General features: G+C 68.2%; 9 protein-coding genes. 3 read left to right on the top strand and 6 right to left on the bottom strand.

The genetic code is table 11. The annotated features are described in order from the left end of the window. Window positions 1–3 precede the first annotated feature (3 nt). Window positions 4–1,704 carry an asparagine synthase B gene (gene asnB / locus ACFOPO_RS03475; RefSeq protein WP_386700876.1) on the bottom strand — a complete coding sequence of 567 codons (1,701 nt, stop codon included), beginning with the start codon at window positions 1,702–1,704 and terminating at the stop codon, window positions 4–6. A 348-nt stretch (window positions 1,705–2,052) separates the two neighbouring features. On the opposite strand from asnB, the gene ACFOPO_RS03470 reads away from it, so the two are divergent. Beyond that, window positions 2,053–4,395, top strand: a complete 2,343-nt coding sequence (locus ACFOPO_RS03470) for a penicillin acylase family protein (RefSeq protein ID WP_386700874.1) — start codon at window positions 2,053–2,055, stop codon at window positions 4,393–4,395. A 105-nt stretch (window positions 4,396–4,500) separates the two neighbouring features. On the opposite strand, the gene dapE is transcribed toward ACFOPO_RS03470, so the two are convergent. The 5 genes from dapE to map form a co-directional block, all read right to left on the bottom strand. Next, on the bottom strand, window positions 4,501–5,631 hold the full coding sequence (gene dapE / locus ACFOPO_RS03465) for a succinyl-diaminopimelate desuccinylase (protein WP_386700872.1): 1,131 nt from the start codon (window positions 5,629–5,631) through the stop codon (window positions 4,501–4,503). Window positions 5,632–5,647: 16 nt separating this feature from the next. Further along, entirely contained in the window at window positions 5,648–6,013 is a 366-nt protein-coding gene (locus tag ACFOPO_RS03460) for a Spx/MgsR family RNA polymerase-binding regulatory protein (RefSeq protein WP_386700870.1), read from the bottom strand. 103 nt (window positions 6,014–6,116) lie between these two features. Then, window positions 6,117–7,025 carry a 2,3,4,5-tetrahydropyridine-2,6-dicarboxylate N-succinyltransferase gene (dapD, locus tag ACFOPO_RS03455; protein WP_386700868.1) on the bottom strand — a complete coding sequence of 303 codons (909 nt, stop codon included), beginning with the start codon at window positions 7,023–7,025 and terminating at the stop codon, window positions 6,117–6,119. Next, complete coding sequence (glnD, locus tag ACFOPO_RS03450) at window positions 7,025–9,673, bottom strand: [protein-PII] uridylyltransferase (RefSeq protein WP_386700866.1); 2,649 nt, start codon at window positions 9,671–9,673, stop codon at window positions 7,025–7,027. The genes dapD and glnD overlap by 1 nt, the downstream gene beginning before the upstream one ends. Further along, a complete protein-coding gene (gene map / locus ACFOPO_RS03445; RefSeq protein ID WP_386700864.1) occupies window positions 9,670–10,446 on the bottom strand; it encodes a type I methionyl aminopeptidase in 777 nt (258 codons plus the stop codon). The genes glnD and map overlap by 4 nt, the downstream gene beginning before the upstream one ends. A 338-nt stretch (window positions 10,447–10,784) precedes the next feature. Between map and rpsB the strand changes: the two genes are divergently transcribed. Further along, the gene (gene rpsB / locus ACFOPO_RS03440; RefSeq protein ID WP_158731534.1) at window positions 10,785–11,609 is read left to right on the top strand and encodes a 30S ribosomal protein S2; all 825 of its coding nucleotides are present in this window, start codon (window positions 10,785–10,787) and stop codon (window positions 11,607–11,609) included. Between the two features lie 165 nt (window positions 11,610–11,774). Next, window positions 11,775–12,656, top strand: a complete 882-nt coding sequence (gene tsf, locus ACFOPO_RS03435; protein ID WP_386700861.1) for a translation elongation factor Ts — start codon at window positions 11,775–11,777, stop codon at window positions 12,654–12,656. The last annotated feature ends 1 nt before the right edge of the window (window position 12,657 follow it).

The raw sequence follows: 12,657 nt of genomic DNA, 5'->3' as shown, positions 1-12,657 counted from the left end.
CCGTCACGCCTGCCCCAGCGCGGCCTGGTGCACCCCCGCGACCGCACGGCCCGACGGATCGGCCATGGTCGCGAAGGCCGCGTCCCAGGCGATCGCCGCCGGTGACGAGCAGGCGATCGACTTGCCGCCCGGCACCGTCTCGGCGCAGGCGGCACTGGGGAAGAACTGCTCGAAGATGTGCCGGTACAAATAGGCCTCCTTTGACTGCGGCGGGTTGACCGGGAAACGGCTGGCGGCCGCGGCGAAGACGCGGTCGCTGACCTGTGCCTGCGCATGCGCCTTGAGCCCGTCGATCCAGCCGTAACCGACGCCGTCGCTGAACTGTTCCTTCTGCCGCCACAGGATCGATTCGGGCAGGTAACCGTCGAAGGCTTCGCGCAGGATCGACTTCTCGATACGACGCGTGCCGTCCGGCCGGGCCCCGGCCATCTTGTACTGCGCGTCCATGCGCATCGCCACGTCGAGGAACTCGACATCGAGGAACGGCACGCGCGGCTCCACGCCCCAGGCCATCATCGACTTGTTGGCGCGCAGGCAGTCGTAGTTGTACAGCGCGTCGATCTTGCGCACGGTCTCTTCATGGAACTCGCGCGCGTTGGGCGCCTTGTGGAAGTACAGGTAGCCGCCGAAGATCTCGTCGCTGCCCTCGCCCGACAGCACCATCTTCACGCCCATCGCCTTGATTCGCCGCGCCAGCAGGAACATCGGCGTGGAGGCGCGGATGGTGGTGACGTCGTAGGTCTCGATGTGGCGGATCACTTCCGGCAGCGCATCCAAGCCCTCCTCGAAGGTGTAGGTGAAGCCGTGATGCACCGTCCCCAGCGCGTCCGCGGCGATCTCGGCCGCGGCCAGGTCGGGCGATCCTTCCAGGCCGATCGCGAACGAGTGCAGGCGCGGCCACCAGGCTTCGCTGGCATCGTTGTCCTCGATGCGCTTGCGCGCGTAGCGTGCGGCCACCGCGGCGACCAGCGACGAGTCCAGTCCGCCTGACAACAACACGCCATACGGCACGTCGCTCATCATCTGCCGGTGCACGGCGCGCTCGAAGGCCTCGCGTAACTCCTGCTTCCCCACTTCCACGCCCTGCGTGGCGTCGTAGTCGCGCCACGGCTTGACGTAGTAGCGCACCAGCTCGCCCTTGGCACTGTCGTAATAGTGCCCCGGCGGGAACTGTGCGACATCGGCGCAGACATCGGCCAGCGCCTTCATCTCCGAGGCCACGCACAGGCGGCCGTCATGGTCGTGCCCCCAGTACAGCGGACAGACGCCGATCGGGTCGCGCGCAATCAGGTAGCGCTTGCTGCCTGCATCCCACAGCGCGAACGCGAAGATACCGTTGAGTTCGTTGAGCCAGGCACCGATGTCGTCACGCTCGCGGTAGAGCGCGCTGATCACCTCGCAATCCGAACCGGTCTGGAAGGCGTACGGCTCGCGCAAGCGCTGCTCGAGCTCGCGGTGGTTGTAGATCTCGCCATTGACGGCCAGCGCCAGTTCGCCGTCGGCCGAGTGCAGCGGCTGCGAACCGCCGGCCGGATCGACGATGGCCAGGCGCTCGTGGACGAGGATCACGCTGTCGTCCAGGTGCACGCCGCTCCAGTCGGGGCCACGGTGGCGCTGGCGTTGCGAAAGTTCGAGGGCGCGCCGGCGCAGCGCTTGCACGTCGTCGCCGGGTTGCAGGCCGAATATGCCGAGGATGGAACACATGGGAGGACTCCTGGGTGGGCTTCTTTCGTGGACGGGAGGGCAGAAACGAAGAAGCCCGCGCTTTTGGCGCGGGCTTCGTGAGCGAGTTAGCGTGTCTTGCGCGCGCTAATCGCCGGCCCGCGGATGGCTGGCGTTATTGCGGTTGTTATTGTTCAGGCCGGCCACGGGCGCACCGCCGCGAAGGGCGGCGTTGGTGGCGTGGGCGAGGGCCTGGACGGAAGACATGGGCCGATCCTGCGTCAGGTCGTGGCCACTTGCAAGCCCCCTCCACCCCGGCAGCAGCGGGCCCTGCTCCGATGCCCGCCAATGCGAGACACTAGGACGGGGAATCAATCCACGATGGGGACCATGAAGAAACTGATCAAACGCAGCCTGGTCGCGCTGCTGCTGTTGCTGGTGGCAGGCGCTTTCGCGATCTGGTGGCTGATGCGCGGCAGCCTGCCGAGCCTGGATGGCGAACTCGCCCTGCCCGGCCTGTCGGCACCGGTCTCGATCCAGCGCGATGCGCTCGGCGTGGTCACCGTCGATGCTGCCAACGAAGCCGATGCGATGCGCGCTCTGGGTTACGTCCACGCGCAGGAACGCTACTTCGAGATGGACCTGCTGCGCCGCGCGTCGTCCGGCGAGCTGTCGGCCCTGTTTGGTCCGGCCGCGATCGACACCGACAAGCAGCGCCGCGTCCACCGCATGCGCGCCCGCGTGGCGGCGCACCTCGATGCGATCCTCGGCGACAAGCGGCCGATGGCGCAGGCCTACGTCGATGGCGTCAACGCCGGCGTGGCCGCACTGAAGGTGCGCCCCTGGCCTTACCTGCTGCTGCGCACGCAGCCCGAACCGTGGCGCCTGGAGGACTCGGCGCTGGCCGGCTACGCGATGTACTTCGACCTGCAGGATGCGAGCAACGCGCGCGAACTGGCGATGTGGAAGCTCAAGCCGCACGTGCCGGCTGCGCTGTATGCCCTGCTCGACCACGACGGCAGCAGCTGGGACGCGCCGCTGGCCGGCCGGCCGCGCGGTGACGCCGCCCTGCCCGATGCGGCCACGCTCGACCTGCGCACGCTGCCGATGCCCGATCCCGCCGACCGCCCGGCCAACGTGCCCGAGCGCTCGGACGTGGGCAGCAACAACTTCGCCGTCTCCGGCCAGCTCACCGCCGACGGCCGCGCGATCGTCGCCGACGACATGCACCTGGGCCTGCGCGCGCCGAACATCTGGTTCCGCGCCCGCCTTCGCTATCCCGACCCGCGCGCCGTCGGCGGGCATGTCGACGCCACCGGCTTCACCCTGCCCGGCCTGCCGGCGCTGGTGGTCGGCAGCAACGGCCAGGTCGCCTGGGGCTTCACCAACAGCTACGGCGACTGGCTCGACTGGCAGCGCCAGCCGGCCTGTGCCGAGCCGTGTACGGGCGTGACGCGCCATGTGGAACGCATCCGCGTGGCCGGCCAGGCCGATGTCGAGTTCCCGGTCGACGAATCGGCGTGGGGACCGATCCTGTTCCGCCAGCCCGACGGCAGTGGACTGGCCCTGCGCTGGGTCGCCCACCAGCCCGGTTCGATGAACCTGGGCCTGGCGAACTTCCTGCACGCGCACTCGCTAGACGACGCCCTGCAGATGGCCGACCACACCGCGATCCCCGGGCAGAACCTCGCCATCGGCGGTCGCGACGGCCGCATCACCTGGCGCCTGCTCGGCCCGGCGCCCGTGCGCCAGGCCAGCTGCGCCGCGACCACCGTCAGCGAGGCCGCAACGTGCCCGCCGTGGCCGATCACGACCGCCCCGGGCATCGCCCTGCCGCCCGGCACGGTGCAGCGGATGTGGAGCGCCAACACGCGCGTCGTGGACGGCGCGCTGCTTGCCCGCATCGGCGACGGCGGCTATGCCAATGGTGCGCGTGCGAAGCAGATCCGCGACGACCTGTTCGCCAGGGAGCGTTTCAGCGAGCGCGACCTGCTGGCGATCCAGCTCGACGATCGCGCGTTGTTCCTGACCCGCTGGTGGCAGTTGCTGCGTGACCTGGGCGCGTCGGACAAGTCACCGTCACTGCACGAACTTGCCGCCGCATCGCCGACCTGGCAGGGCCATGCGAGCACTGATTCGGTCAGCTACCGCGTAGTGCGCGCCTGGCGCCTGGCCGTGCACGACCGCCTGCTCGACGGCCTGACCGCACCGGCACAGGCCGCGCTGGGCAAGGACTTCGAGATGCCCAACCTGTCGCACTTCGAAGGCGTGGCCTGGCCGCTGGTGACACAGCGCCCGGCGAACCTGCTGCCGCGTCGCTTCGCCTCGTGGGATGCGCTGTTCGAGGACGCCGCGATCCATGTGCGCGACGAGTTGCAGAAGAAGGGCCCGATCGCGCAACGCAGCTGGGGTGAGCGCAACACCGCGAAGATCTGCCATCCGCTCAGCCGCGCCCTGCCCGACTTCGCCAAGCCGGCGCTGTGCATGGCCGCCGATGAACTGCCCGGCGACAGCGGCATGCCGCGCGTGCAGGGGCCGAACTTCGGCGCCTCCGAACGCATGGTCGTTTCGCCGGGCCATGAAGCCGACGGCATCATCCACATGCCGGGCGGACAGAGCGGTCACCTGATGTCGCCGTTCTGGGGCGCAGGCCACGACGACTGGGTGCACGGCCGGCCGACGCCGTTCCTGCCGGGCAAGACGCAGCACACGCTCAAGCTGGCGCCGCAGTAAGCCCTCACCCCAACCCCTCTCCCGCAAACGGGAGAGGGGCTCAGAGGGAGAGGATGGTTTGGCCCCCTCTCCCGCCTGCGGGAGAGGGATGGGGTGAGGGCGCTCTCAGCGCAGCAGCATCCGTTCGATCAGCGCCAGGTACAGATCCGGCAGCGCCTCGAGATCGGCCACCGACACATGCTCGTCGACCTTGTGGATGCTGGCATTCACCGGACCGATTTCGATGCACTGCGCCCCGAGCGGCGCGATGAAGCGCGCATCCGAAGTACCGCCGCCGGTGCTTTCCTCCGGCGCCGCACCGCAGTACTGGCCCAGCACTTCGCGCGCGGCAGCGCGCAGCGGGCCTTCCGGCGTGTAGAACGGCTCGCCGCCGCGATGCCAGCGCACATCAAACTCCAGCCCGTGCCGCCGCAGCACCGCTTCGCATTCCTGCTCAAGCCGCTCTGCGGTCCAGCTGGGATTGAAGCGCAGGTTGAACAGCACTTCGAGCTCGCCGGGAATGACGTTGTTCGCGCCGGTGCCGGCATGGATGTTGCTGATCTGCAGGCTGGTCGGCGGGAACGTCTCGTAGCCGTCGTCCCAGCGCCGTGCAGCCAACTCGGCGAGCGCGGGCATGGCCTGGTGGATCGGGTTGCGGGCCTTGTCGGGATACGCGACATGGCCCTGCACGCCGCGCACCGTCAGCGTTGCCGACAACGTGCCGCGACGGCCGACGCGCAGCAGGTCGCCCAGCTTCGCCATCGAGGACGGCTCACCGGTGATGCACCAGTCGAGGCGTTCGCCACGCTCGCGGAACGTCTCGGCAACGCGGCGCACGCCATGGATGGCATCGCCCTCTTCGTCGGAGGTCAGCAGCAGCGCGACGCGACCGGGATGGTCGGGATGCGCGGCGACGAAGCGCTCGATCGCGATGACGAAGGCGGCCACGCTGCCCTTCATGTCCGCGGCGCCGCGCCCGTACAGCACGCCGTCGCGGATCTCGGGCAGGAACGGATCGCTGGCCCACGCGTCGCGCGGCCCCGGCGGAACCACGTCGGTGTGGCCGAGCAGCACCAGGGTCGGGCCGTCGCTGCCGTGCACCGCCCACAGATTGTCGACGTCGCCGTAGTGCATGTGCTCGCAGCGGAAGCCCGCGGCGAGCAGGCGCTGGCCGAGCATTGCCTGGCAGTCACCGTCGTCTGGCGTGACCGACGCGCGTGCGATCAGGTCGCGGGTGAGGTCAAGAACTTCGCTCATGCGTCAGTCCAGCCCGTCAACCCAGCGCGCCGACGCCGAAGCGCTGCTTGAAGCCGTTGTCGCTGAAGCCCTGGCTGACCTTGCCGTCGTCGGTCATCACCAGCGGGCGGCGGATCAGCTGCGGGTATTCCTTCAGCAGCAGCTTCCATTCGGCGTCTGACCCGGGCGTCTTGCGATTCTCGGGCAGGCTGCGCCAGGTGGTGGACGACTTGTTGATCATCGCGTCCCAGCCGCCGAGCTGGTCTTTCCACTCCACCAGCTGTTCGGGCGACTGGCGGTCGTCGCGGTAATCGACGAAGGCATAGCCCAGGCCGAACCGGTCGAGCCACTTGCGGGCCTTCTTGCAGGTGTCGCAGTTGTTGAGTCCGTAGAGGGTGGTCATCGTTCCAGTACCGTCGTTCCGGCGAAAGCCGGAATCCATTGTGCCGTTGCTCGCGCAACGTCCAGGTCAAGATGGGTCCCGGCTTTCGCCGGGAAGACGAACGTCAGTCGGCCAGTCCGCGCAGCAGTTCGTTGATGCTGGTCTTCGACAGCGTCTTGGCGTCCACCTGCTTGACGATCACCGCGCAGTACAGCGAATGCGATCCGTCCTTGGCCGGCAGCTGGCCGGACACGACCACGCTGTACGGCGGCACGTAGCCATACGTGATCTCGCCGGTGGCGCGGTTGTACACGCGCGTGCTCTGGCCGAGGAACACGCCCATGCCGATCACGCTGTGGTGGCCGACGACGAAACCTTCGACCACTTCCGAGCGCGCACCGATGAAGCAATGGTCCTCGATGATCGTCGGCGAAGCCTGCAGCGGCTCCAGCACGCCACCGATGCCGGCCCCGCCGGACAGATGGCAATGCTTGCCGACCTGCGCGCACGAACCCACCGTGGCCCAGGTATCGACCATCGTGCCTTCGCCGACGTGCGCGCCGATGTTGACGAAGCTCGGCATCAGCACCACGTCCTTGCCGATGTAGGAACCGCGGCGGGCGATCGCACCGGGCACGACGCGGGCGCCGAGCTTGCGGAAGTCCGCTTCGCCGTAGCCTTCGAAGCGTCCCGGGACCTTGTCCCAGAACGGCGCCGGAAAGCCTTCGACCAGCTGCATGTCGTTGACGCGGAAGTACAGCAGCACGGCCTTCTTCAGCCATTCGTTGACGGTCCAGCCGCCCTTGCCGTCCGGCTCGGCGACGCGGAACTCGCCGCTCTCCAGGCCCGAGATCACGCGCTCGACGGTCGGTCGCGTCGAACCTTCGAGTTCGTCCGGGGTCAGCATCGCCCGGCGCTCGAAGGCGCTGTCGATCATGAACTTCAGTTCATCGACGCCCGGACCCTTCGGCGCGACCTTCTTGCGGACGGCCTTGCGGGTGGTCTTGCGGGCGGGCTTCTTCTCGGAACTCATCAACGATCTCCTTCAAGGCAGGCCAGCAGTGCTTCGCGCAGGGCCTCCTGTTGCGTTTGATCGAGCGCGCCATCGCGCCCGTCGGGTTGGGTACTGGTGAGCTGGAACACGTCTTCGGCGCGCTCGCCAAAGGTGGCGATGCGGGCGTCGTGCACGCGCAGGCGCTGGTTGCGGATCGCCTGGGTGACATCGGCCAGCAGGCCCGGCCGGTCGGTGCAGACCAGGCTGAGCATGGTGCGGCCGTCATCCAGCGTATCGAAGCCGACCTGCGCGGCAATGCGGAAATGCCGCAGGTGGCGCGGCTGCTGACGACGCGTCGGCCTGATGCGGTCGAGCGGACCGTCGAGCACCGCGGCCAGACGATGCTCGACCTCGTCGATGCCCGGCGGGCAGCGCGGGTCGATCGGCACGACTTCGAAGCTGTCGAAGATCATCGCGTTCGGTCCGTCCAGCACGCGCGCCTGCTGGATCGCCAGGCCGAGCCGGTCGAGCGTGGCCACGATCGCGGCGAACAGACCGTCGCGGTCACCGCAGTGCACGAACACTTCGAGCGCGCCGGCGTGCTCGCCGACCGGACGCGCGCGAACACGCGTTTCGCCGACGGCGACACCACGCAGCGAGGCCGCCTGCCAGGCGATCTGGTCGGGGCGGCTGCGCTGGAAGCCGATCTCGGGCATGCGCTCGAAAAGCTCGTCGACTTCCTCGTCGCCAAAGCCGAGCGTGGCCAGCATCGCGCGCGCGGCATCGCGCGTCTCGGTGGCGCGCTCGACGCCGGCGACCGGATGCTCCAGGCCGCGCCGAAGGGCCAGGCGCGTGGCCGTGTAGAGATCGGCCAGCAGGCGATCCTTCCACGCGTTCCACAACTTGGGCGAAGTGCCGGCGATGTCGGCGCAGGTCAGCAGGTAGAGGTGGTCCAGGTGCTCGCGGTCGGCAACCTTCCCGGCGAAGCGATGGATCACTTCCGGGTCGGCAATGTCCTGCTTCTGCGCGGTGACCGACATCAGCAGGTGCTGGCGCACCAGCCATTCCACCATCGAGGTGTCGGCACGCGACATGCCCATCGTGCTGCAGAAGATCCGCGCGTCGTCGGCACCGAGTTCGGAGTGGTCGCCACCGCGGCCCTTGGCGATGTCGTGGAAGAGACCGGCGAGCAGCAGCAGTTCCGGCTTGCGCAGGCGCGGCCAGACTTCGTGGGCGATGCTGAAGCGCTCGTCCACGATCCCCGAGGCAAAGCGTGCCAGGTTGCGCAGCACCGCCAGCGTGTGCTGGTCGACCGTGAAGACATGGAACAGGTCGAACTGCATGCGCCCGGAGACTTTCGCGAACGCCGGGATCCAGCGCCCCAGCACGCCCAGGCGCGCCATGCGCTCGAGCGCATGCACCGGGTGCGGGCCGCGCAGCAAGGCGATGAAACGTTCGCGCAGGGTCGGTTCGGCCTGCTGGAACGCGGGCACGCGCGACAGCGATTCGGCCAAGGCGCGGGCCGTCTGCGAATGCAGGCCGCGGATGGCATCGTGCGCGGCCCAGACCGCGAACAATGCGAACACGTCATAGGCATCGCGCGGCCACTGCGGATCGCGCGCGGCCAGGTAATCGCGGCGCAGTTCGAAGGCGTGATCGATGGCGACTGGTGCGGTCTCGCCCTCGATCTGCTCCTCGAAGCGCTGCAGCAGCCGCTCGCCGATGCGCAGCACCAGCGCGGCGCTGCGATAGAAGCCCTGCATCATCTGCTCGACGGCGAGCGTGTCGGCGTTGTCGACGTGCCCCAGGCGCTCGGCGAGCAGCTTCTGGTAATCGAAGCGCAGCCGCTCCTCGCGCTTGCCGGCGACCAGGTGCAGGCCGAAGCGCAGGCGCGAGAGCGCCTTGCGTTCGCGTTCGAGCGTGGCCAGCTCATCGGCGCCGAACTGGCCGATCGCGACCAGCGACTCCAGGTCGCCGGTGCCGACGATGCGCAGCGCCATCCAGCGCAGCGTCTGCACGTCGCGCAGGCCACCCGGACCTTCTTTCAGGTTCGGCTCGAGATTGTCGGCGGTGTCGTCGTAGCGGGCGTGGCGCAGGCGCAGTTCCTCGCGCTTGGCGCCGAAGAACTCGCGTGCCGGCCACACCTGGTTCGGCGCCGTCGCGACCTGCAGGGCATGCATGTCCTCGACGGTGGCGATCAATGGACGCGCTTCCAGCATCGCCGTGAGCACGGTGATGTCGGCGGCGGCCTGGGTGCATTGCGCCGCCGAGCGCACGGCATGGCCTACTGGCAGGCCTGCATCCCACAGCAATGCGACGAATGCGGCCAACGCCTCGCCGTGGGCGAGCTGGGCGTCGGGTTCTGCCAATACCAGCAGGTCGATGTCGGACTGCGGGAACAGCTCGCCGCGGCCGTAACCGCCGACAGCGAACAGCGCCAGCGGTGCATCGGCCGGGAGGCAGCTGGCCCAGGCGGCACGCACCTGGGTGTCGACCGCACCGGTGCGCGCCTGCAGCAGGCGATCAATGTCGGCGTCGGGGTCGCTGTCGAAACGTTGCGCCAGGCCGGCACTCACCGCGGCCAGTGCGCTGCGGATGGCGAGTGCCTGCTCGCCCGGCTCATGCGCCGCCGGTCGCGCCGCCGAGCCTGCGGAGGATGCTCCGGCGTCGGCGACCGGAGCCGTCATAGGTCGTTGTCGTCCCCGGGCACGCGGGTGAGGATCTCGACACCGTCATCGGTGACCACGACCGTGTGCTCCCATTGCGCCGAGAGCTTGCGGTCCTTGGTGACCACGGTCCAGCCGTCGGGCAGCAGCTTGGTGTGGCGCGCGCCCTCGTTGATCATCGGCTCGATGGTGAAGGTCATGCCCGGCTTGAGCACCAACCCTTCACCGGCGCGGCCGTAATGCAGCACCTGCGGGTCTTCGTGGTAGATCCGGCCGATGCCGTGGCCGCAGTACTCGCGGACCACGCTGAAACGTTCGCTTTCGGCGTACTGCTGGATCGCCGCCCCGATGTCGCCCAGGGTGGCGCCCGGGCGCACGGTCCGGATGCCGCGGAACATCGCCTCGCGGGTCACGTCGACCAGGCGCCTGGCCATGACCGACGGCTCGCCGACCACGTACATGCGGCTGGTGTCGCCGTGCCAGCCGTCCTTGATGACGGTGACATCGATATTGATGATGTCGCCGTCCTTGAGGACCTTGCCGGGGCTCGGGATGCCGTGGCAGATGACGTTGTTGACCGAGGTGCACACGGTCTTGGGGAATCCCTTGTAGCCGACGTTGGCCGGGATCGCTTTCTGCACGTTGACGATATGATCGTGGCAGATGCGGTCCAGTTCCTCGGTGGTCACGCCCGCCTTCACGTGCGGGGCGACGACCTGGAGGACCTCGGCGGCCAGGCGGCCGGCGACGCGCATCTTCTCGATCTCTTCGGGGGTCTTGATGGTGATGGCCATGGCGCCATTATCGCCTATCTGCGGCCCGTTCAGGGTCCTGGCGACCCCCAGCTTGCCCGTAACTGTCCGTTGCAGCTACAATCCCGCGGCTTGGTCGGACCCTTATGTCCTTCCAGCCGCCCACGCCGGGCGCAGCAACCGGGCCAGCAGGCCCCGAGCAGGCGAATACACACCCGCTGCAACCCTTCGTGCCGGGGTGCCTGCGGTCCTTCGGGACCAACAGGTTCGGTCACGGACGCAGCGGGGAGGCCCAACCCCGGAACCATCGCCCCCGGCCCTGCCGCGGGCAGCCGCCATACCCTGACCGGCGGCCGGTTCCACTGCCTTGGAGTTTTGCAATGCCCCAGATCACCATGCGCCAGATGCTCGAAGCAGGCGTCCACTTCGGCCACCAGACCCGTTACTGGAACCCGAAGATGGGCCCGTACATCTTCGGCGCCCGCGGCAAGATCCACATCATCAACCTCGAGAAGACCGTTCCGCTCTTCAATGACGCGATGAACTTCATCTCGGGCATCGCGCAGAAGCGCGGCATGATCCTGTTCCTCGGCACCAAGCGCAGCGCGCGCGAAGCCATCAAGGAAGAAGCCGAGCGTTGCAACATGCCGTACATGACCCAGCGCTGGCTGGGCGGCACGCTGACCAACTTCCGCACCGTCAAGCAGTCGGTGCAGCGCCTGAAGGACCTGGAAGCCGCCGAGACCGACGGCACCTTCCAGAAGCTGGTCAAGCACGAAGTGCTGGGCCTGCGCCGTGAGCGCGACAAGCTGGAAGCCTCGCTGGGCGGCATCAAGGAAATGAACCGCCTGCCCGACGCGCTGTTCGTGATCGACATCGGCCACGAAGACATCGCGATCAAGGAAGCCAAGAAGCTCGGCATCCCGGTCATCGCCGTCGTCGACACCAACTACGATCCGGCCCTGGTCGACTACGCCATCCCGGGTAACGACGACGCCATCCGCGCCGTGCAGCTGTACGCCCGTGCCGCCGCCGACGCCGTGCTGGAAGGCAAGGCCGCTGCGCCGACGCCGGCTGGCGTGCGCGAGGAAGACTTCGCCGAAGCCGCCGCCGAAGGCGAAGAGAACGGTGCAGAGCGCAAGGCCCCGCGTGGCCGCGCCCCGGCCAAGAAGGCACCGGCCAAGAAGGCCGACGCCGCCGAGTAAGACCCGCGTCATGCGGTCGCGCGATCATGCGCGGCCGCATCGCTCTGGTCGTACTGCATCAGGTTTCATCGCATCGATTCAGCGGACGCGCCACGCACCGGCCAGCCATGGCCCGAGCGACTTTTGGCGCCATCCGCACATCCAACGAATTCCGAGGTAATCCCCATGGCTGAAATCACCGCTTCCCTCGTCAAGGAACTGCGCGAGCGCACCGGCGCCGGCATGATGGAGTGCAAGAAGGCACTCGTCGAAAACAATGGCGACATCGACGCTGCCGGCGAGTGGCTGCGCAAGTCGGGCCTGGCCAAGGCCGACAAGAAGGCCGACCGCGTCGCCGCCGAAGGCCGCATCGCGGTCGCCCAGGACGGCGGCAAGGCCGTGCTGGTCGAGATCAACTCCGAGACCGACTTCGTCGCCAAGGATGACAACTTCCTGGGCTTCACCGAAGCCGTCGCCAAGGCCGCCCTGGCCTCCGGCGCCGCCGACGCCGAAGCACTGAAGTCGGCCAAGGTCGACGGCGGCCAGACCGTCGAGGAAACCCGCGCCGCCGTCATCTCCAAGGTCGGCGAAAACGTGCAGGTCCGTCGCCTCGCCCGCGTCGACAGCGCCAACAACGTTGCCGCGTACGTCCACGGCGGCCGCATCGGCGTGCTGGTCGAGGTCAAGGGTGGCGACATCGAGCTGGCCCGTGGCATCGCCATGCACGTTGCCGCGATGAACCCGCCGCACATCAAGGCTTCCGACGTCCCGGCCGAGTTCGTGGCCAAGGAAAAGGAAATCGAGCTGGCCAAGATGTCCGAGAAGGACAAGGCCAAGCCGGCCGAGATCCTCGAGAAGATCATCAGCGGCAAGATCGCCAAGATCGTCAACGAGGTCACGCTGTACGGCCAGCCGTACGTGCTCAACACCGACCAGACCGTCGAGCAGGTGCTCAAGGCCGCTGGCGCCGACGTCGTCACCATGCAGCGCCTTGCTGTTGGCGAAGGCATCGAGAAGGTCGTCGAGGACTACGCTGCCGAAGTGATGAAGCAGGCCGGCCTGGCGTAAC

Source organism: Lysobacter sp. GCM10012299, from assembly GCF_042649405.1.
Taxonomy (GTDB): Bacteria; Pseudomonadota; Gammaproteobacteria; order Xanthomonadales; family Xanthomonadaceae; genus Lysobacter_J.
Note: the sequence above shows the minus strand (reverse complement) of the source record. Positions and strands in the feature narration are given on the sequence as shown.